Here is a 19415-nt window from a genome sequence, read left to right as displayed (position 1 = left end):
AACGCCGAACGGGTGCCGGCGGCGATCCACCGGCACCCGTCCTGCGACGACGCGTCAGGCGTACATCTCCTCGATGAGCGCCTTGTTGTTGTCCTGCACGACGTTGCGCTTGACCTTCATCGACGGCGTCAGCTCACCCGACTCGACCGTGAGGTCGTGGTCGAGGAGCTTCCACTTCTTGATGGTCTCCCACCGGTTGAGGTGGGTGTTGAGCTCGTTGACGTAGTCGCCGACCATCTTCTGCACCGCGTCGGACTGCACGATCTCGGTGTAGGAGGCGCCACTCATGCCGTTCTCCTCGGCCCAGCCCGCCATCGCGTCCGGGTCGAGCGTGACGAGCGCGACGCAGTAGTTGCGCTCGTCGCCGAAGACCATGAACTGGCTGGCGTAGGGGCAGATGGCCTTGAACTTCGACTCGATCGCCGGCGGGGCGATGTACTTGCCTCCGGAGGTCTTGAAGAGCTCCTTGATCCGGCCCGTGATGGTGAGGAAGCCGTCGGCGTCGAGCGAGCCCTTGTCACCCGTGTGCAGCCACCCGTCGGCGTCGAGCGCCTTGGCCGTCTCCTCCGGGAGGTTGTGGTAGCCGTCCATGATGTGGGGGCCACGGAGCAGCACCTCGTCACCGTCGCCGATCCTCACCTCGGCGCCCGGGAAGGCCCGACCGACGGTCCCGATGCGGTTGTCGTCGGGGTGGTTGACCGTTGCGCCGGCGGAGTTCTCGGTCATGCCGTAGCCCTCGAGGATCACGATGCCGGCGGCGTTGAACCACTCGGCGATGTCCCGGTTGAGGGCAGCTGCGCCGGAGATGAAGAAGCGCACCCGCCCGCCGAAGCGGTCGCGGACCTTGCTGAAGACGAGCTTGTCGAACAGGCCGTGCTGCACCTTGAGGCCGATCGGCACCGACTTGCCCTCGCGCTTGAGGCGCTCGACCTCGAGGCCGACCTGGAAGGCCTTCTTGAAGATCTTCTCCTTGGCGCCGCCCTCGGCCGCGGTCATGGTCACGACGCGACCGTGGGCCTTCTCGAAGATGCGCGGAGCGGCACCCATGAAGGTCGGCTTGACCACACCCAGGTTGTCCACGATCTTCTCGACGCGACCGTCGATGGCACACGGGAAGCCGATGGCCAGCTGCACCGACATGAGCACCTTGCCGAACGAGTGTGCGAGGGGCAGCCAGCGGAACTCCAGGTCGTCCCGGGACAGGATGTCCTGGGCCTTGATGGCTTCGCCCTCGTAGACCCAGGAGGCGTGCCGCAGCCGCACGCCCTTGGGGCGCCCGGTCGTGCCGGAGGTGTAGATGAGGGTGGCGAGCTGGTCGGGGCGGATGGCCTGCGACGTCGTACGCACCACGTCGGGCTCGGCGGCGAGCTTCTCGGCGCCCAGGGCGGCGAGGTCGTCGAGGGTGATCACCCAGTCCCCTTGTTCTGCCCCTCGTCCTGAGCCTGTCGAAGGGTCGAAGGTCACGACCTTCGTGACGTGCGGCAGCTCGGAGCGGTGGGCGGTGAGCTTGGCGAGCTGCTCGTCGTCCTCGGCGAAGACCACGCGGCTCTCGGAGTCGCCGAGGATGTAGACGGTGTCCTCGGCGTTGGTGGTCGGGTAGACCGTCGTGGTGGCACCGGCCGCGCACATGATCGCGAGGTCGGCGAGGATCCACTCGTAGCGCGTGCCGGACGCGATGCCGACGCGCTGCTCGGGCTCGACACCGAGCGCGATCAGGCCGGCGGCGAGCGCCTCGACCTTGTCGCCGGCCTGCTTCCACGTGACCGACTCCCAGGCCTCGCCGCGCGGGAACCGGAAGGCCTCGGCGTCGGGGGTCGCGGAGACCCGGTCGAAGAACTGGACGGCCACGTTGGGGGGCATCGTGTCGAGGAACGCCGTGTCGATGGTGATCGGCATCTGTTACCTACTCATTCGTCGAAGGCGTGACGCGGCGGCGCCACACAGCGGGGGCGTGCTGGCTGACTTGGGCTGTAACCTAGATCACGGGGTTTACCGAGCGGTAGCAAACACGGCGAATTCTCACGTGCTGAAGCCCAGAAGCCGACTTTCGGCCCATTCCGACGCCCCGGCGTCACTCCTGCACGGCCTTGATGATCGCGATGCAGCGGGTGATCCACATCCGCTCGTCGGCACTGGGGCGACGATCCGCCCGCCGGGCGTCCTGGATCGTCCAGCCGGCGTTCAGCACCATGCGGACGACGACCCAGTCGCGCGCCCGGTCCTCGTCGAGGCCGGCCGCGTCCACGACAGCGTGGAAGCGCCGGCGCAGCCCGGCGCGCAGGGAGCCGACGGCTCCGGGACCGCTCAGCTCGTCCATCCGGTTCCACAGCAGGGGCGCGGGCTCGTAGTGCGGGTCCCCGGCCATCGGCTTGGGGTCGATGGCGACCCACTCCCCCGCCGCGTCCGCCATCACGTTGGCGTAGTGGAGGTCGCCGTGCACCACCACGGCGCTCCCCGCGGACGCCAGCAGCTCCGGCCCCAGCGACAGCGCCTGCTCGACGTACCTCCGCGGGACGGGGATGTCGCGGCCGAGCTCGTCGAGGTCGCGCAGCCAGCGTTCGACGTACGACCCGAGGCTCGCCAGCCGGGGCATCGCGGGGACGTGGAGGCGGGCGTAGAGGCCGCCGACCGCCTCGCACGCCTCGACGTCCCACGCGTCACCGAGGTCCGGGCCGGGTAGCCAGTCGAGGAGCAGCGCGCGGCGGCGGGGGTCCGCCCGCAGCAGCCGTACGGCGCCGCGACCGCCCCAGTGCTGGAGCGCGAGGCCCTCGTGGCGGGACTCCTCGTCGCCGTCGAAGCTGATCTTGAGGGCGCCCGGCTCCCCGTCGGCGTCAGCCACGGGCACGACCAGCGAGCAGTAGCCGTGCAGGGAGTCGCCCGTCGGACGCAGGTGCCACGCGTGCAGGAGCTCGTCCGCGAGCCCGGGCAGCCGGTCGAGCCAGCGACCCCAGTCCTCCCCGAGCGTCCGCTGGGCCAGCAGTCCCGGAGGGATGGCGACGGGCATGCGGCGAGCCTAGGCTGGCGGCCATGAGCACGCGCACCGGCGAGCGTCAGCAGCCGTGGTCCGACGAGCCCGTCGAGCAGGGACGGATCCTGGTCCTCAGCGACAACCCCATCGCGCGCAGCATCGCCGTGATCGCCTCCACCGTCGGGCGCACCGTCGTGGTCGAGGCCGCTGACGATGGCGGTCCGGGCCTGGACCCGCGACGCGGTGACGCGGTGGTGCTGTGCGACCACGACGCCCCGGACGCCCCCGGTGTGCTCCGGGCGGCACTCGCCTCGGACGCGGCGTACGTCGCGATGATGGCAAGCCGAGGGCGAGCCGCGGGGCTGCTCGACGACCTCGTCGCGGAAGGCGTGGACGTGACCACCCTGCACGTGCCGGCCGGCCACGACCTCGGCGGCAAGGCTCCGGGCGAGATCGCCCTGTCCGTGGTGGCGGAGATCGTCGCCGAGTCCTACGGCCGCACCGGCGGCCCGATGCGCGGCTGATCGTGGCGCTCGGCTGGGACGACCTGGCAGCCGCGTCGCTCGCCCGGCAGTTCCCCGAGGACCCGGGCACGGTGGCTGCGCGGGTGGACGCGATCGGCGACATGCAGACCCAGACCGCCCGGTCGGCGTTCATCGGCCTCGGGGCGCGCTTCCCCGGCACGACCCACGCGGAGATCAGCGAGGCGTACGCCGCCGGAGCGATCGTGCGCGGCAGCACCATCCGCGGGACGGTGCACACCGCGAGCCCGAGGGCCTACACGGTGCTGGCCGAGGCCACCCGGGTCGGGCAGCACCCGCGGTGGGCGCGGATGCTGGGGATCACCGAGGAGCAGCTCGCGACGCTCTGGTCCTCCATCGAGGACTTCGCGCGTGAGTGGCGCACGCCCGACGAGCTGCGCGCCCACGTCGACGACTGGCTGGGCCGGCACGCGCCCGGCTCGCTGGCCGCGGCCGCCGCCGGGCCGGGGCGCTACCTCGGCTTCGCCCACGGCGCGCTCGTCCGTCGGCCCGCGTCGGGCGAGAGGTGGGAGGGACAGGGCAGGCCGGTCTACGCGACCTTCGAGCGGACGGGGCCGGCGACGCTCGCCGACGTCGTGAGCCTGCACCTCGCCGCCCACGGACCCTCCTCGCGCCAGGACGTCGCATGGTGGTCGGGCATGCCGCTGACGGCCGTCGAGGAGGGGCTGGCCGGCCTCGACGTGGTGGAGGACGAGGGCCCCGACGGCCGGGCGTACCTCGACCTGGCCGACGCACCGCCGCCGCGGGACCTGCCGGGCGTACGCCTGCTCCCGGAGTTCGACGCCCTGCTGTGCGGCTACGACTCCAGGGTCCGCGACCGGTTCGTGACGCCGGAGCACCACCGACGGCTGTGGAACGAGTCCAACGGGATGCTGCTGCCGCCGCTGCTCGTCGACGGCCGGATCACCGGGTTCTGGCGGGCCGCCGGGACCGCGAGGCGGCGTCCGGTCGAGGTGACCTGGTTCGCCCGGACCCGACGGCCGCGCCGGAGCGAGCTCGACGCGCCGGTCGCCGCGCTGGAGGCGGCCCTCGACGTCACCGTCAGCGAGGTCTCGCTCACCCGCGAACAGGTGTAGCCGCGCGGATCTCCTCGGCCACCGTCGCCATCGTGGTGCGGGCACGCACCCGGGTCCTCGGTCAGGAGGTAGTGGTCGACGTCCGGGGTCACCTCGTGCACCACCCTGGTCGGCCCGGGTCAGCTCCGTTCGAGGGTGACGACCGCGACCGTGCACCGGCCCGCGACCTCGCCGGGTCCGGCGACCAGGCTGCCCTGGTCCGCGCCCTTCACGACGTACGCCGCCTGGTCCTCCGCGAGCGGCAGGGTGGACGAACGGCCGAGCTCCAGAACCGTGACGTGGACCGTGACGGCGGGGTCGGCGATCACGTTGAGCGCGCGCACCGGACCCTCGGGCACCGAGGCGACGACCTCGGCGTCACCGGGGAAGGCGAACGGCCGCTGCGGCTCCACGACGTGCGTCTCGCCGTCGACGTCGAGCGAGAGCACCGGGCCGTCGACCACGGTGAGCAGCCGGTGCTGGCCGGCGAACACCGAGAACGGACCGTCGGAGACGATGTCGGCCAGGCTGATCCGCCACGATCGGTCGGCTGCGCGGAGCAGCTCGCGCGTCGTGCCACCGCCGTTGGGCCAGGGCTGCGGCGCGACGTCGCCGGCGCGGACGACGGTCACTTCTTGCCGGGCTTCTCCGCAGCCTGCGTGGTCGACAGTGCAGCGACGAAGGCCTCGGGCGGAACCTCGACGGAGCCGATGTTCTTCATCCGCTTCTTGCCGGCCTTCTGCTTCTCCAGCAGCTTGCGCTTGCGGCTGATGTCGCCGCCGTAGCACTTGGCGAGCACGTCCTTGCGGATCGCGCGGATGGTCTCGCGGGCGATCACCCGGGCGCCGATGGCGGCCTGGATGGGCACCTCGAACTGCTGGCGCGGGATCAGGTCCTTGAGCTTGCCGGCCATCATCACGCCGTAGGAGTAGGCCGCGTCACGGTGCACGATCGCGCTGAACGCGTCGACCGGCTCGCCCTGCAGCAGGATGTCGACCTTGACCAGGTCGGCGGCCTGCTCGCCGGACCGCTCGTAGTCGAGCGAGGCGTAGCCCTTGGTGCGCGACTTCAGCTGGTCGAAGAAGTCGAAGACGATCTCGCCCATCGGCAGGGTGTAGCGCATCTCGACGCGGTCCTCGGAGAGGTAGTCCATCCCCTGCAGGTTGCCGCGCTTGAGCTGGCACAGCTCCATGATCGTGCCGATGTAGTCGGACGGCGCCAGGATCGTCGCCTTCACGACGGGCTCGCGGACCTCGGCGACCTTGCCGTCGGGGTACTCGCTGGGGTTGGTCACCACGTGCTCGGTGCCGTCGTCCATCACGACCCCGTAGACCACGTTGGGCGCGGTCGAGATCAGGTCGAGGTTGAACTCGCGCTCGAGGCGGTCTCGGGTGATCTCCATGTGGAGCAGACCGAGGAAGCCGCACCGGAAGCCGAAGCCGAGCGCGCCGGAGGTCTCGGGCTCGTAGGTCAGCGCCGCGTCGTTGAGCTGGAGCTTCTCCAGGGCGTCGCGCAGCGTCGGGTAGTCGTCGCCGTCGATCGGGTAGAGACCGGCGTAGACCATCGGGTTGGGGTGCTTGTAGCCGCCGAGCGACTCGGTCGCCCCGTGGTGCTGGGAGGTGACCGTGTCGCCCACCCGGGACTGGCGCACGTCCTTCACGCCCGTGATCAGGTAGCCGACCTCGCCCACCCCGATCTCGCCGGCCTTGACCGGCTCGGGGCTGATCACGCCGACCTCGAGCATCTCGTGGACCGCGTTGGTCGACATCATCCTGATCCGGTCGCGATGGCTGAGCTTGCCGTCGACGACCCGGACGTAGGTGACCACGCCGCGGTAGGTGTCGTAGACCGAGTCGAAGATCAGTGCCCGCGCCGGGGCGTCCGCGTCACCCACTGGCGGCGGGGTCTGCTTGACGATCTCGTTGAGGAGCGCCTCGACACCGACACCGGTCTTGGCGCTGGTCAGCAGCACCTCCTCGGGCTCGCACCCGACCAGACCGGCGAGCTCGGCGGCGTACTTCTCCACGTTGGCGCTGGGCAGGTCGATCTTGTTGAGCACCGGGATGATGTGGAGGTCGGCCCCCATCGCGAGGTAGAGGTTGGCGAGCGTCTGGGCCTCGATGCCCTGGGCCGCGTCGACCAGCAGGACGGCCGCCTCGCACGCCTCGAGGCTGCGGGACACCTCGTAGGTGAAGTCGACGTGGCCGGGGGTGTCGATCATGTTGAGGACGTAGGTGCCCGGCTCGGCGTCCTCAGCGTTGCCGGCAGGGACGGTCCACGGCATCCGCACGGCCTGCGACTTGATGGTGATGCCGCGCTCGCGCTCGATGTCCATCCGGTCGAGGTACTGCGCCCGCGACGCCCGCTCGTCGACGACACCGGTGAGCTGCAGCATGCGGTCGGCCAGGGTCGACTTGCCGTGGTCGATGTGCGCGATGATGCAGAAGTTGCGGATGATCGACGGGTCGGTCGAGCCAGGCTGCGGCGCGTTCTTGAGGCTCACGGACTGCTTTCGGGAGTACGACGGCGGGGTCGGGTCATTCTTCCACGCAGGTCGCGGGGGGCCGAACCGACGACGGTCGTTAGCGTGGGCTGGTGACTCGGGCCCCGCACGCAGCTCATCTGCCGATCGTGCCGGCGGCAGCCTTCGTCCTCGTGTGGTCCTCGGGCTACATCTCCGGTCCGGCCGCCGTCGACGCTGCCGCACCCTTCACCGTGCTCGGCTGGCGCTTCGTGCTGGCCGCCGTGCTGGCGGCCGGGCTGGCGCTCGCCCTGCGGCGGCCGACCCGGATGGACCGCGCCACGCTGGGCCGCGTGGCCGTGGTCGGCCTGGTGATGAACGCGCTCCAGTTCGGCCTGATGTACGTCGCCTTCGACCTCGGGCTCGGCGCGACGCTGGCCTCCCTGTTCCACGCGCTGAGCCCGGTGCTGACCGCGCTGCTGGCCGCTGCGATCCTCGGCGAGCGCGTCTCGACGCTCCAGGTCGTCGGCTTCGTGGTCGGCGTCGTCGGCGTGCTGCTGGTGCTCGGAGGAGACCTCGGTGGCGCCGGAGGTCCGGTCGCCGTCCTCATCGGCTGCCTCAGCATGCTCACCCTCAGCCTGGGCACGCTCGGGCAACGGTGGATCGGCGCGCAGCCCGACCTGCTCTGGTCGGCCGCCGTCCAGTTCGCCGTCTCCGCTCCCCCGCTGCTGGTCCTGGGGTGGACCACCGAGGGTGCCTGGCCGGTCACGGACGGCCGCCAGGCGCTGGTCGCGGTGCTGTTCCTGGCGATCGTGAACTCGATCGTCGGGCTCGTGCTGCTCTCGCTGCTGGTCCTGCGCGGTGGCTCGGGTGCGGCGGCCAGCCTGTTCTTCCTGAGCCCGCCGGTGACGGCGGTCCTCGCGTGGGTGGTGCTCGACGAGACGCTGTCGGTCCTCCAGCTGGTGGGGCTGGTGGTCGCGGTGGTCGGCGTCGCGGCCGCGACTCGCAGCCGGGCAGTGCCGGCGCCGGTGCCGCCCGTCCGTCAGGACGTCGGCACCCAGTAGCGCCGCTTGTCCCCGCGTACGTCCTCCAGCACCCCGCCTGCGGCCTCGATCACCCGCACCGACCCGACGTTGTCGTCGTCGCAGGTCACGAGGGCGGGGTCGACGCCGAGGTCGCCCGCCCACGGCAGCGCGTGCCGGAGCATCGCCGTGGCGTGGCCCTCGCGCCGCCGCGTGGGCCGTACGTCGTAGCCGATGTGGCCGCCCACGTCGAGGAGGAAGTCGTTGAGCACGTGACGGATCGCGAGCCGGCCGAGGTACGTCTCGCCGTCGACCCACCACAGGGTCGTGCACGGGACGTGGTGCGCGGGCCGCGGCGTCTCCTCGAGCGCGTCGGCCCTCACCGCGTCGACGAACCTCGCGAACGCCTCGGGCTCCCGCCACCCGGGGGCGTTGTGCTCGATCCACGCGGCGGTCTGGCTGTTCTCGGCCCCCTCCGCGATGAACTCATCCATCGCCTCCAGGAAGGACTCGTGGACGGACGTGGTTGGCAGGACGAGCTCGGGCATGGCGCCATCGTGCCGTGCAGCGCCGACGGCCCGCACGCGGGTTTGGGCAGCGACGGCGCTGGACGGTCTAAACCGGGCCGAGCTCCGCGAAGCTCGAAACCCGGTCCGGAATGGCGGGCCAGCAACCGTCCACAGCGAGGGCCACTGTCGTACCCGACGTCTACGATCGACTACATGAGCGAAGTGCTGTTCGTGCCGGGAGCAGGTGAGGTCGAGGACCTCTCTGCTGCCGAGCTGCTCGCGCTCGCTCGAAGCCGGAAGTCCGCCGAGGACCGGGCCGCAGCAGACCTCCTCGATGTCGCGGCCCGCTGGGCCGACCTGCACCCGCCGGAGTCGATCCACTCCGCGGCGTCGTTCACCGTGCCGGGGTCGCAGCACGAGGAGCCCATCGCGGGTGAGGGTGCTCCGCTGGTGGCGGAGTTCTGTTGCGCCGAGCTCGGCACCGTCCTCGGGATCACGTCGACGGCGGCGAAGAAGCTCATCGGTCAGGCCCTCGAGCTGCGTCACCGCCTGCCGCGGTTGTGGGCTCAGGTCCAGGCCGGTGCGGTGCCGGCGTGGCGGGCCCGGGTGGTCGCGGACACCACCATCCACTCCACCCCTCCCCTGACGGTCGAGGCGGCCGGGTTCGTCGACGCGCAGGTCGCGGCCGTCGCCGGACGTGTCGGGTCCGCGCAGCTGGACCGGCTCGTCGCGGAGACGATCAGGCGCTACGACCTCGCGACCGCCGACCCGGCCGCGGATCCGGAGGACGGCTACCTGCACGTCGACCCGCGCCACGTCACCGTGGACACCGACGACGTGCACTACGCCGGCACCATGCGGATCGAGGCGGAGGTCGACATCGCCGACGCCCTCGACTTCGACCGTGCCGTCGCCCACCGTGCTGCCGCCCGGGCCGCGCTCGGCTCCACCGAGTCCCTGGACGTGCGACGGGCCAAGGCCCTCGGGGACCTCGCCAGGACGCAGACCGCACTGGACATCGCCGGCCTCACCGCCGAAGCCGCCACCGCCGACGCTAACGAGGCCGGGGACCTGCCCGCCGCCCGGCAGGTCGTGATCCACGCCCACTTCGACGCATCCTTCTCCGGCGACACCACCGTCTTCGGTCCCACCGGGCGGATGGAGAACGGCCGGCGTTTGGTCCTGCTCGACCAGATCCGGTCGTGGTGCGCCGACTCCCGCACCGAGGTCACCATCACGCCCGTCATCGACCTCAACAGCGAGCTCACCGCGCAGGGCTACAAGGTCCCCGCCGACATCCGCGAACAGGTCCAGCTGCGGGATCGCATGTGTGTCTTCCCGTTCTGCTCGCGCCCCGCCCGGCGCTGCGACGTCGACCACATCGTCCCGTGGGACGACGACGCCCATGCCGAGGGCCGCCCGCAACCCGGTCCCGCCACCACGAGCAACCTCGCCTGCCTGTGCCGGTTCCACCACCGATTCAAGACCCACTCGCCCTGGCGCTACGCCATGGTCGCGCCCGGAGTGTTCGAGTGGACCTCCCCCCATGGCCACCGCTACCGCCGCGACCACACCGGCACCACCGACCTCGACCCACCGCATCCACCGGATGTGGCAGCCCCGCCCGGCATCCCACGACCCCGCCGACGATGACCCCGCCCCACACCCCCTGCGCAGCACGAGCAGGGGGCTCGAGGCACGCGCCGGCGTCGGGCACACCGACGGCAGCCTCATCGATCTGAAGCGTTCACCGATCTGCCGAGCCGACAGCGCAGCGCGAGCTCCTCGAGGCATTCCTGTCGGTCCGTCGGGTGAGGCACCTCGCCAGGAGCACTGAACCTTCACGTACGACTGCGGCAACTGGCCGTTGAGCCATCGCATGACGGATCGTGACACGCCTCATGCGGTTGCCTGCGCAGCTTCAGCGATCGCAGCCAGGACCACCTTGTAGGCCCTCCCGCTCAGGTGAAGGCCATCGCTGACGAAGGCACCGGCTCCGAGTGACCCGATGACGCGCTCGGTGCGTACGACGCGGGCGCCCGCATCGTCGCAGACGGAGACGTCCCGGTACTCGTCGAGGACCGCGTTGGTGGTCCGATGCGAGCCCGTCAGTCGAGACTCGTCGACCCCTGGCGGAGCGAGGTAGATCCATCGGCGAGCAGGCACAGCACACATGCAACGGCGCACAGCCTGCGCGTACGCGGTCACCGGCACCTGCTTGCTCGGTGCGGCGTCGTTGGTGCCGACCGAGAAGACGACCAGGTCGTCCTCCTCAACGCCCGCCGTCGCCGCCTGCGGGACGAGGTCAAGTGCACAGGCGCCACCCTCGGCCGCGTTGCAGACATCCGGGCCGACGATGGAGACGTCCCTCCGGACCCTCGCCAGATGGCTGTCGCCCAGGAACACGATGCGCACACCATCGCGCTACCGGGACGTGGACGTCACTCATCCCGGTGACCGGGGCAACCCCCCGGTCAGAAGACAACGCGCGAGGCCCGCAGCCTGTCTGCCACCGACGCGTCACCCGTGGTGGTGAGGCCGCACTCGTCCGAGCGGCCCGACAGCAGGCGCATCAGGGCGACGGCGTCCTCGGTCACCGTCGAGACGGGCGTGCCCTCACCGACCTGCCAGCGGCCGCCGCCCCTCCCCGTGAGCTCGAGGACGTGCGCCGGGCCTGACCAGCCCAGGTCGAGGTCACGCACCACTTGGGCGACGACCTCGCCCTCGCCCGTGGCGAGCGGCATCTCGCGTCCGGTGGCGCGGTGCAGGTCGACTCGGTGGAGCCAGACGTCACGCACGTAGATCACGTCCAGGAGATGGGCCAGCCGGGTACCGCGCCCCAGCCCTGCGAAGGCCGGCAGGACCGTGCGCCGCATCAGCCGCGGCTGCCGACGCCGCCCACCCGGTGCCCCCGCCGCCCAACGCTGCAGGTCGGCGGCGAGGTCGACGTCCGACATGTGCGCCCGATCCCTGATCTGCGCCGCGCACAGCAGGTCGACCACCTCGCCGCGACCACGCGCCAGACCGACGACCGCCCCGCCCATGTGCCGCAGCATCACCGGCAGCCGGCACGCCTCCTCCGCAGCGCCCGCCAGGTGCGCCACCATGTCGCGCACCCGCCACTCGGTGCAGTCCGTGGGACGGGCCCAGTCGGCAGCGTCGAAGGCGTCGACGGCCAGGAGCAGGGCGTCGTACTCAGCAGTCGCGACGTCGCGAGCGGTGTCGGGCGAGGTCTGCGGCAATGAGGCGGCGCGGGTCGCGGTGGTGGTCATGGCGTGCCCATGCCACGACGTTTCTCCCCGCACCGTGAGGAGTCAAGGCCGGTGCAGACCGGATATCGGGTCGAGCCCCGGCACGTCCGTGGGGAAGGATGCCGCCATGTCCCGCTCGCCCCTGGCGCCCTACCCCGCCCCGCACGGGAAGACCGCCCGGCGGCTGGAGTGGGCCTTCCTGCCGCCGAACCTCCGGGCGTACATCGAGCGCAAGTGCGGGTCACGCGTCGTCTCCGCCATCTCGCAGACGGGCGGTTTCACGCCCGGCTTCGCCTCGGTGCTGGTCTGCGAGGACGGCTCGCGGCACTTCGTGAAGGCCGCGTCGGTCAAGGCGCAGCGGACGTTCGCCGACTCCTACCGCGAGGAGGCGCGCAAGCTCGCCGCCCTCCCGGCGTCGGTCCCCGCGCCCCGGCTGCTGTGGCACCTCGACGACGACTGGGTGGTGCTCGGCATCGAGTACGTCGCTGCCCACGCACCCCGCCGGCCGTGGGTGCGCGAGGACCTCGACGCGGTCCTCGACGCCCTCGAAGAGGTGGCCGACGCGCTCACGCCGCCGCCCGCGGGGCTCGACCTCGACACCGCCGGCACCGACTTCGCCCCGCTCCTCGAGGGGTGGCCCACGCTTCGCGAGCGGCGTACGGACCTCGACCCCGCCCAGCTCGCCGAGGCCGAGGCGCTGGCGCGGCGCTACGCCGAGGTGGTGGACGGGGACACCCTGGTCCACACCGACGTCCGCTCCGACAACGTGCTGCTCGACCCCGATGGCCGCGCCCTGCTCTGCGACTGGAACTGGCCGGTGCGGGGTGCGACGTGGTTCGACTCCTTCGCCGCGCTCATCGGTCCGCGCGGCGAGGGCCTGGACGTCGACGCGGTGCTCGCCGAGCGCCGACTGCTCCGCGACGTCGACCCCGACGCCTACGACATCAACCTCGCCCTCTACGTCGGCTACTTCTTCACCCAGTGCGAGCTGCCGGTGCCGCCGACGTCGCCCCACATCCGCGACCACCAGCGATGGCAGGGCGAGGTGTGCTGGGACTGGCTGGCGGAGCGCCGGGGCTGGTCGTGACGGCACCCCGCGCGGTCGGCGTACGCCTCGCCTACGACGCGATCCCCGGCGCGGTCCGCGGCTGGGTGGAGGCCACCCTCGGGTCGCCCGTCGTCGCGACGGCCGAGCAGGTCGGCGGGATGTCGCCGGGCTGCGCGACCCGCCTGACCTGCGCCGACGGGACCCGCGCCTTCGTCAAGGCGGTGGGCGCGGAGCTCAACCCCGACACCCCCGGGCTCTTCCGGCGGGAGGTCGGCGTGCTGGCCCACCTCGGCGAGCACGACCTGTGGGCGCGGCTGCTGGCGTCCTACGACGACGGCGGGTGGGTCGCCCTGCTGATCGAGGACGTCGAGGGGCGCCACCCCGACTTCTCCGACCCGGCCGAGCTCCGGTCCGTCCTCACCGGGGTGGACCGGCTGTCGGAGGTCCTGCAGCAGCGATCCGTGCCGGCATCGGTGCCGCTCGTCGAGCTGTCCCAGCGCTTCCGGCTCTGGGCCGAGACGCTCGACTCGCTGCCCCAGGCCCCGCCGGAGGCCCCCGTACCAGCCTGGGTGCACGGGAAGGCGCCTGACTGGGCCGACGTGCTGCGCGACCTCGCCGAGCAGCCGACCTCGCACGTCGCCCACTGGGACATCCGCGTCGACAACCTGCTGCGCCGGCCGGACGGCCGGACGGTCTTCCTCGACTGGGGGATGGCCGCTCGCGGCCCGGCGTGGGCGGACCCGCTCCTCGCCCGGCTCGAGCGCGTCGACTCCCCGTGGTTCGACGACTCGCTCGCCGGCTCCCCGGCGCTCGTCGACGCGGGCGACGAGGTCGTCACCGCCTTCCTCGCCGGGTTCGGCACCCACCTCGCCGTACGCTCGGTCGTGGCCGTCGACGTCAACCTCCCCACGCTCAACGATTTCCGTCTGCGGGAGTCGCGGCGCATCCTGGACGCGGTGGGCAGGCGCACCGGCCGCCGCCTCTGCTGAACGATTTGGGCGCGCACGACGCGTGCCGGTAGTGTTTCTCCTTGCATGTCCGGCGCCCGCCCCTCACCGTGCCGATCTTGGGAGGGGTTGCCCGGCAGCCGACAGCACCAGACTTCCATTCCAGACCAGGTCGAGCATCCAAGGATCCACACGTGGCGAACATCAAGTCCCAGATCAAGCGCAACAAGCAGAACGAGAAGGCGCGTCAGCGCAACCAGGCCGTGAAGTCGCGCCTGAAGACTGCTGTCCGCAAGTTCCGCGAGCTGTCCGACGCCGGCGACAAGGACGCTGCCGTGGCCGCCGGTCGTGACGCCATGAAGGCGCTCGACAAGGCCGCCTCGAAGGGCGTCATCCACGCCAACCAGGCAGCCAACCGCAAGTCGTCGATCGCCAAGAAGGCCGCGTCGCTCTGACGCACGCCCTTCCCGCTGGACACCCGCCCTCGTGGCGGGTGTTCTGCATTTCGGGGTGTCAGCGGCTCTCGCGCAGCCCTGCCACGGTGAGCACGAGCCGTTCGAGCGTGTAGGACGCGTCGTGCGCCTGGCCCTTGATGTCGGCGTCGGCGACCGCCACCGCCCGGACCGCGGCGGCGATGCCCCCGGGGTTCCACGAGCGGGACTGGTCCCGGACCGTGCGCACCTTCCACGGCGGCACGCCCAGGTCACGCGCGAGGTCGGCGTCACGCGCGCCGCGCGGGGCGCCGAGGTAGCGCGCGAGGCTGCGGGCGGACGCCGCCATGGCCGAGGTGACCAGCACCGGGGAGGTGCCGGAGTCGAGCGCCCAGCGCAGCTCCTCCAGCGCGACCGCCCGCCGGCCGGCGAAGGCGGCGTCGGCCACGGTGAAGGACTTCGCCTCCGCGCGGCCACCGAAGTAGCGCTGGACCTTGTCGACGGTGAGGTGCTCGCCGTGGAAGTCGTTGGTGAGCTGGTCGGCGGCCGCGGCCAGCGAGCGGAGATCGGTGCCGACTGCCTGGACGAGGTAGGCGGCCGCGTCGGAGTCGATCCGGGCACCGTGCGAGGCGACCTCGGAGGTCACGAAGGCCGGCATCTCGTTGGCACGGACCTCCTCGGACTTCACCTCGGTCACCGGGCCGAGCTTGCGCAGCTTGGTGAGCACGCCGCTGCCCTTCTGCCCACCGGAGTGCACCAGCACCAGCGCGACGTCGTCGGCGGGCGCCGCGCAGTAGGCCAGCAGGCCCTCGACCGACTCGTCGGGCAGGTCCTCCAGCCCGCGCACGACGACGCACCTGATCGAGGAGAACAACGACGGCGCCGACATCTCCCCCAGCGAGGCGAGCGTGAGGTCCGACGCGGGGGACTCGGCCAGCTCAGCCTCGGCGTCGTGGGCGCGAACGGCCTCACGGACCGACGCGACGGTGCGGGCGGAGAGGTACTCCTCCTTGCCCGTCACGAGGACGACGTGGCCGAGGACCTGAGCGGCGGAGGGTGTGCGTGCCATGGTGGGTCAACCCTATCCACCGGCGGCGACACCGACCTCGCCGTCGGAGACGACCACGACCACGTCGCCGGCGAGGTCCGTGCGCCACACCTCGGCACCGGCTGCCGCCAGGGCGGCCACCAGGTCGGGTGCGGGATGTCCGTAGTCGTTGTCCTCCCCCACCGACACCAGCGCGAGCCGGGCCCCGAGCGACGTCAGCCAGTCGAGGTCCTGGTGCCGGCTGCCGTGGTGCGGCACCTTGAGCACGTCGACCCGGAGTCCGCCGAGGTCGCGCGCCAGAGCTGCCTGGGCGGACGGCTCGACGTCGCCGGTCAGCAGGACGCGTACGCCGGCGACCTCGGCCAGCAGGACCACGCTGGCGTTGTTGGGTGCGCTCTCCCCCGCGTCCCCCGCGCCGGCACCCGGGCGCGGCCACACCGTCTGGAGCGTCACCTCGCCCACCCGCCGCGTGAGTCCGTACGCCGCCGGGGTGGGCACGCGTCCGGACACTGCCTCGACCGCCCGCGCCCCGCCCGCCGGCTCGAGCAGGCCCGTCGCCTCGATCGTGCCCGCCTCGCGCCCGTCGACGACCCCTGCGAGGCCACCCACGTGGTCGGCGTGGAAGTGCGTCAGCACCACCAGCGGGACGGAGGTGACCTCGAGCCGGTCGAGGCAGGCGTCCATGACGACGGGGTCGGGTCCGGCGTCGACCACGACGGCGGAGCCGGGGCCGGCGCGCAGGACGAGCCCGTCGCCCTGGCCCACGTCGCACATCGCCAGGACCCATCCCTCGGGTGGCCAGCCGGGCGTGGGGGGCCGCGCCAGCATCACCACGACGAGCAGTCCGGTGCAGGCGAGCGCGGAGGACGGCCGGCCGAGCAGTCGCGGAGCCAGCAGCACCGACAGCAGGCACAGCACGGTGAGGGCGGCGAGCGGGAGCGGACCGGTGCCCCAGTCGACCGCTGCGGTCGGCACCGACGCTCCCCAGCGGGCCACGGCGATGATCCATCCGGCGGACCACGCGGCCGGCGCGGCCACCACGACGCCGAGCGGCACCCACAACAGCCCGCCCAGACCGCCGGCGAGGCCGAGCACGGTGGCCGGCGCGACGGCGGGAGCAGCGAGGAGGTTGGCCGCGACCGCCACGAGGCTGACCTGCCCGGACAGCGCCGCGACGACCGGCGTGCAGGCCACCTGTGCCGCCAGCGGCACCGACACCGCCTCGGCCACCCAGCGTGGCGTCCACCGCATGAGGGCGTCGCGCCACACCGGTGCCAGGAGCAGGATGCCGGCGGTCGCCAGCGCGGACAGCGCGAAACCGGCCGTCACCGCCAGCTGGGGCCGGAAGAGGAGGAGGCCCAGCACGGCCACACCGAGCCCGCGGACGCCTCGGGAGCGCCCGTTGCGCCCCATCCCCACGAGCGCCACCGCCCCCATCGCGGCGGCGCGCACGACGCTGGGCTCGGCCCGCGCGGTCAGCACGAACCCGGCGATCCCGATCGCGCCGAGGGCGTAGAGCCACGGACCGCGCACGCCGACCCACCGGCCCAGGACCAGCAGGGAGCCGACCACCAGCGTGAGGTTGGTGCCGCTCACGGCCAGCAGGTGCGTGAGGCCGGTGGTGCGGAAGTCGTCGGCGAGACCGGGGTCGAGGCCACCGTCGTCACCGACCACCAGTGCGGGCACGAGCTCGCGCGCGTCCTCGTCCCGGCCGGAGACCGCCTCGCGCACTGCCCGGCGCACGGCCGCCGCGGCGTCCCACCAGGCGTCTGGTCCGGAGATCACGCGCGGCACACCGGTCGGCCGGACCAGCGCCGCCACGTCGTCGTCGCCCGGCACCAGCCGCGCGGTCGTCGCGAGCGTGGTGCCCAGCGGTTGGCGCGGCCACTCGGCGGGGGCCATCACGACGACCGGCACGTCGAGGCGCCACGTCCTCGCCCGACCCTCGAGGCGCGTCACGTCGGCACGGAGGACCTGGAGGTCGCCGTACTGGCCGGCCACGACGCGCACGTCGGACGTCACCTCCAGACGTACGGTGACCACCGCGCCCTGCTGGGCGAGCGCGGTGAGCGGCGACGTGGTGAGCAGCACCTGGTGGAGCGCGGCGACCCCGGCCACGGCCACCAGTGCCGCGAGCGGCGCGAGCCAGGCAGCCGTCCACCACCGCCGCAGCACCCCGGCCAGGACGAGCACGACGACCGCACAGGTGCCGCCCAGGGCGGCCCAGCCGGGAAGGACGAGAACCAGCAGGGCTCCCACCCAGGCTCCCGCGCCGAGGGCGATCGCGCGCAGGTCGGGCACGGGTCGCGGTCAGCGGTGCTCAGAGGGTGACGTGCGGCGCCAGGTCGGCGAGGGTGGCCTCACCGATGCCGTCGACCTCCAACAGCTCGTCGACCGAGGTGAAGCCCCCGTTGGCGTCGCGCCAGCCGATGATCGACTCGGCCGTCACCGGACCGACCCCCGGCAAGGTGTCGAGCGCCGCGAGGTCCGCGGTGTTGAGGTTGACCAGGGTCTCGCCGCCGGGGACCGTCGAGCCGAGCGAACCGGCCACCCCGGCCGCCGCCTCGACGCCGACCAGGATCTGCTCGCCGTCGACGACCGGCCGGGCCAGGTTGAGCGACGTCAGGTCCACCCCGCGGCGCGCTCCCCCCGCCGCCTCGAGGGCGTCGACCACGCGCGAGCCGGGCGGCAGCACCGCGATGCCCGGGCGACGCACCTTGCCGGCGACGTCCACGACCAGCTCCTCGGTCGGTGGGTCCGCCTCCGCCGCCCCGTCGGCCCCTGGGTCCGCGGCGGTGCCGACCGGGGCCAGGGGCGCGGGTGACGCGCCCGCGTCCGCAGGCGCGACGGGCACGACCTCGGCCTGGTCGCGCACGGCCCACCAGGCCGCCAGGCCGACAGCGAGCGCGGCCACGCAGCACACGATCGCCAGGTGTGTCGGCCCGAGCTGGAACCCACCGATCCGCAGCCGCCGCGACGCGTGCCGCCCCGGCACGGGCAGCACCACCGGGGCGGGCGGCTCGTCGGGACGCTCGCGGACCCGGGTGTGCGTGGTGTCGGGCGGCTCGTCGGCCTCACCGCGGACGGCCGCGAGCTCCGCACTCAGCGTCGCCAGCCGGCGCGACACCGCCTCGGCGTGCTCGGAGGACGACTGGGATCGACGCATGCCTCCACGCTAGGAACGCGACGTGGCTCCCGACAGGGGTGATCGGCGATCTGTGGAGAGAGCCGCGTGGTCAGTCCCGCGGGGCGACGCAGACCGCCACCATGCCGGGACCCACGTGGGCGCCCAGCACGGCGCCGAGCTCGCCGCACATCACCTCGCGCCCCTCCAGCCCCCCGGCCAGCCGTTCGGTGAGCGTGGCCGCCAGAGCCCCGGCCCGCTCGGGGCTGGCCAGGTGGGAGACGCACACGTCGACCGGGCGGTCCCCTGCGGCCTCGACCGCGAGCTCGGCCAGCCGCGCCAGCGCCCGGGAGGCCGTCCGTACGCGCTCGCGGGGCACGACCTTGCCGCCGGCGATCTCGAGCAGGGGCTTGACCGACAGGGCACTGCCGAAGATCGCCGCGGCCGCACCGATCCTCCCGCCCCGGCGCAGGTACTCCAGGGTGTCGACGTAGAAGAGCGAGGTCGCCGCCTCCCCCCGGGCCAGCGCGGCCTCGGCCGCCTGCTGGGCGGTGCCGCCGGCCTCCAGCACGGCTGCGGCGCTGAGCGCGGCGAAGCCCGTCGCGATCCCGACCTGGCCGGAGTCGACGACGTGCACCGGCAGGTCGACCTCGAGCGCGGCGAGCTGGGCCGACTCGAAGGTGCCGCTCATCTGGCCGGAGAGGTGGACCGAGACGATCTCCTCGACCCCCTCGGCCTCCAGGGAGCGGTAGAGGTCGGCGAAGAGCGCCGGTGCCGGCCGCGACGTGCTCACCGGCACGAAGTCACGCAGGGCCTGCGCCACCACCTCGGGGGTCGCCCCGTCGGGCCCCTCGTCGAGCACCCGGGCGCCGATGACGACCTGCAGCGGCACCACCCGGATGCCGTGGGCCTGCGCCAGCTCGGCGGGCAGGCTCGCGGTCGAGTCGGTGACGATCACGGTGCCGGACACACCCGAAGGCTAGTGGCAGCCACCGAGGTGCCGGGGCAG

Annotated in this window: 18 protein-coding genes; 7 read left to right on the top strand and 11 right to left on the bottom strand. The window is 72.7% G+C overall.

Annotated features, from left to right (window positions below; all coding sequences use genetic code 11):
- Nucleotides 1–54 precede the first annotated feature (54 nt).
- The gene (locus EXE59_RS14060) at nucleotides 55–1896 is read right to left on the bottom strand and encodes an AMP-dependent synthetase/ligase (RefSeq protein WP_135839465.1); all 1842 of its coding nucleotides are present in this window, start codon (nucleotides 1894–1896) and stop codon (nucleotides 55–57) included.
- Between the two features lie 175 nt (nucleotides 1897–2071).
- Nucleotides 2072–3004, bottom strand: coding sequence for an aminoglycoside phosphotransferase family protein (locus tag EXE59_RS14055; protein WP_135839464.1), 933 nt, complete (start codon nucleotides 3002–3004; stop codon nucleotides 2072–2074).
- A gap of 23 nt (nucleotides 3005–3027) precedes the next feature.
- Between EXE59_RS14055 and EXE59_RS14050 the strand changes: the two genes are divergently transcribed.
- The gene (locus EXE59_RS14050; RefSeq protein ID WP_135839463.1) at nucleotides 3028–3492 is read left to right on the top strand and encodes an XdhC family protein; all 465 of its coding nucleotides are present in this window, start codon (nucleotides 3028–3030) and stop codon (nucleotides 3490–3492) included.
- A gap of 2 nt (nucleotides 3493–3494) precedes the next feature.
- Complete coding sequence (locus tag EXE59_RS14045; protein ID WP_135839462.1) at nucleotides 3495–4586, top strand: winged helix DNA-binding domain-containing protein; 1092 nt, start codon at nucleotides 3495–3497, stop codon at nucleotides 4584–4586.
- A 119-nt stretch (nucleotides 4587–4705) separates the two neighbouring features.
- On the opposite strand, the gene EXE59_RS14040 is transcribed toward EXE59_RS14045, so the two are convergent.
- Both EXE59_RS14040 and lepA read right to left on the bottom strand, forming a co-directional pair.
- Nucleotides 4706–5197 (bottom strand): HutD/Ves family protein, encoded by a 492-nt coding sequence (locus EXE59_RS14040; protein WP_135839461.1) that lies wholly within the window; start codon nucleotides 5195–5197, stop codon nucleotides 4706–4708.
- Complete coding sequence (gene lepA / locus EXE59_RS14035) at nucleotides 5194–7068, bottom strand: translation elongation factor 4 (RefSeq protein WP_135839460.1); 1875 nt, start codon at nucleotides 7066–7068, stop codon at nucleotides 5194–5196. Before lepA ends, EXE59_RS14040 begins: the two co-directional genes overlap by 4 nt.
- A 92-nt stretch (nucleotides 7069–7160) precedes the next feature.
- On the opposite strand from lepA, the gene EXE59_RS14030 reads away from it, so the two are divergent.
- Nucleotides 7161–8090 (top strand): DMT family transporter, encoded by a 930-nt coding sequence (locus EXE59_RS14030; RefSeq protein WP_135839459.1) that lies wholly within the window; start codon nucleotides 7161–7163, stop codon nucleotides 8088–8090.
- Here EXE59_RS14030 and EXE59_RS14025 read toward each other — a convergent pair.
- Nucleotides 8069–8596, bottom strand: coding sequence for a GNAT family N-acetyltransferase (locus tag EXE59_RS14025; protein ID WP_135839458.1), 528 nt, complete (start codon nucleotides 8594–8596; stop codon nucleotides 8069–8071). The two genes, EXE59_RS14030 and EXE59_RS14025, sit on opposite strands and share 22 nt — an antisense overlap.
- 174 nt (nucleotides 8597–8770) lie before the next feature.
- Between EXE59_RS14025 and EXE59_RS14020 the strand changes: the two genes are divergently transcribed.
- A complete protein-coding gene (locus EXE59_RS14020; RefSeq protein WP_135839457.1) occupies nucleotides 8771–10210 on the top strand; it encodes an HNH endonuclease signature motif containing protein in 1440 nt (479 codons plus the stop codon).
- A 246-nt stretch (nucleotides 10211–10456) separates the two neighbouring features.
- Here the strand turns inward: EXE59_RS14020 and EXE59_RS14015 are convergent, their stop codons facing one another.
- Together EXE59_RS14015 and EXE59_RS14010 are read right to left on the bottom strand one after the other, a co-directional pair.
- A complete protein-coding gene (locus EXE59_RS14015) occupies nucleotides 10457–10972 on the bottom strand; it encodes an SGNH/GDSL hydrolase family protein (RefSeq protein ID WP_135839456.1) in 516 nt (171 codons plus the stop codon).
- 59 nt (nucleotides 10973–11031) lie between these two features.
- Nucleotides 11032–11829, bottom strand: coding sequence for a maleylpyruvate isomerase family mycothiol-dependent enzyme (locus EXE59_RS14010; protein WP_135839455.1), 798 nt, complete (start codon nucleotides 11827–11829; stop codon nucleotides 11032–11034).
- A 106-nt stretch (nucleotides 11830–11935) separates the two neighbouring features.
- Here EXE59_RS14010 and EXE59_RS14005 point away from each other — a divergent pair, with 106 nt between their 5' ends.
- The 3 genes from EXE59_RS14005 (at nucleotide 11936) to rpsT (ending at nucleotide 14258) form a co-directional block, all read left to right on the top strand.
- Nucleotides 11936–12895, top strand: a complete 960-nt coding sequence (locus EXE59_RS14005; RefSeq protein WP_135839454.1) for a phosphotransferase family protein — start codon at nucleotides 11936–11938, stop codon at nucleotides 12893–12895.
- Nucleotides 12892–13845, top strand: coding sequence for a phosphotransferase (locus EXE59_RS14000; RefSeq protein ID WP_135839453.1), 954 nt, complete (start codon nucleotides 12892–12894; stop codon nucleotides 13843–13845). The genes EXE59_RS14005 and EXE59_RS14000 overlap by 4 nt, the downstream gene beginning before the upstream one ends.
- Nucleotides 13846–13997: 152 nt before the next feature.
- Nucleotides 13998–14258: a 30S ribosomal protein S20 gene (rpsT, locus tag EXE59_RS13995; RefSeq protein ID WP_129453524.1), complete on the top strand. Its 261-nt coding sequence runs from the start codon at nucleotides 13998–14000 to the stop codon at nucleotides 14256–14258.
- A gap of 58 nt (nucleotides 14259–14316) precedes the next feature.
- Here the strand turns inward: rpsT and holA are convergent, their stop codons facing one another.
- The 4 genes from holA to EXE59_RS13975 form a co-directional block, all read right to left on the bottom strand.
- Entirely contained in the window at nucleotides 14317–15303 is a 987-nt protein-coding gene (gene holA, locus EXE59_RS13990; RefSeq protein WP_135839452.1) for a DNA polymerase III subunit delta, read from the bottom strand.
- 12 nt (nucleotides 15304–15315) lie between these two features.
- Nucleotides 15316–17583 (bottom strand): ComEC/Rec2 family competence protein, encoded by a 2268-nt coding sequence (locus EXE59_RS13985; protein WP_135839451.1) that lies wholly within the window; start codon nucleotides 17581–17583, stop codon nucleotides 15316–15318.
- Nucleotides 17584–17602: 19 nt separating this feature from the next.
- Nucleotides 17603–18448, bottom strand: a complete 846-nt coding sequence (locus tag EXE59_RS13980) for a ComEA family DNA-binding protein (protein ID WP_135839450.1) — start codon at nucleotides 18446–18448, stop codon at nucleotides 17603–17605.
- A gap of 70 nt (nucleotides 18449–18518) precedes the next feature.
- Nucleotides 18519–19376, bottom strand: coding sequence for a DegV family protein (locus tag EXE59_RS13975; protein ID WP_135839449.1), 858 nt, complete (start codon nucleotides 19374–19376; stop codon nucleotides 18519–18521).
- Nucleotides 19377–19415 lie beyond the last annotated feature (39 nt).

Origin of the sequence: Nocardioides eburneiflavus (assembly GCF_004785795.1) — a bacterium.
Classification (GTDB): Bacteria; Actinomycetota; Actinomycetes; order Propionibacteriales; family Nocardioidaceae; genus Nocardioides; species Nocardioides eburneiflavus.
Note: the sequence above shows the minus strand (reverse complement) of the source record. Positions and strands in the feature narration are given on the sequence as shown.

Coding starts and splice junctions, on each gene's coding strand:
- EXE59_RS13980 (WP_135839450.1), bottom strand. CDS start 18,448: ATGCGTCGATCCCAGTCGTCCTCCGAGCACGCCGAGGCGGTGTCGCGC.
- EXE59_RS14050 (WP_135839463.1), top strand. CDS start 3,028: ATGAGCACGCGCACCGGCGAGCGTCAGCAGCCGTGGTCCGACGAGCCC.
- EXE59_RS14060 (WP_135839465.1), bottom strand. CDS start 1,896: ATGCCGATCACCATCGACACGGCGTTCCTCGACACGATGCCCCCCAAC.
- EXE59_RS14025 (WP_135839458.1), bottom strand. CDS start 8,596: ATGCCCGAGCTCGTCCTGCCAACCACGTCCGTCCACGAGTCCTTCCTG.
- holA (WP_135839452.1), bottom strand. CDS start 15,303: ATGGCACGCACACCCTCCGCCGCTCAGGTCCTCGGCCACGTCGTCCTC.
- EXE59_RS14055 (WP_135839464.1), bottom strand. CDS start 3,004: ATGCCCGTCGCCATCCCTCCGGGACTGCTGGCCCAGCGGACGCTCGGG.
- EXE59_RS14005 (WP_135839454.1), top strand. CDS start 11,936: ATGTCCCGCTCGCCCCTGGCGCCCTACCCCGCCCCGCACGGGAAGACC.
- EXE59_RS14010 (WP_135839455.1), bottom strand. CDS start 11,829: ATGACCACCACCGCGACCCGCGCCGCCTCATTGCCGCAGACCTCGCCC.
- EXE59_RS14020 (WP_135839457.1), top strand. CDS start 8,771: ATGAGCGAAGTGCTGTTCGTGCCGGGAGCAGGTGAGGTCGAGGACCTC.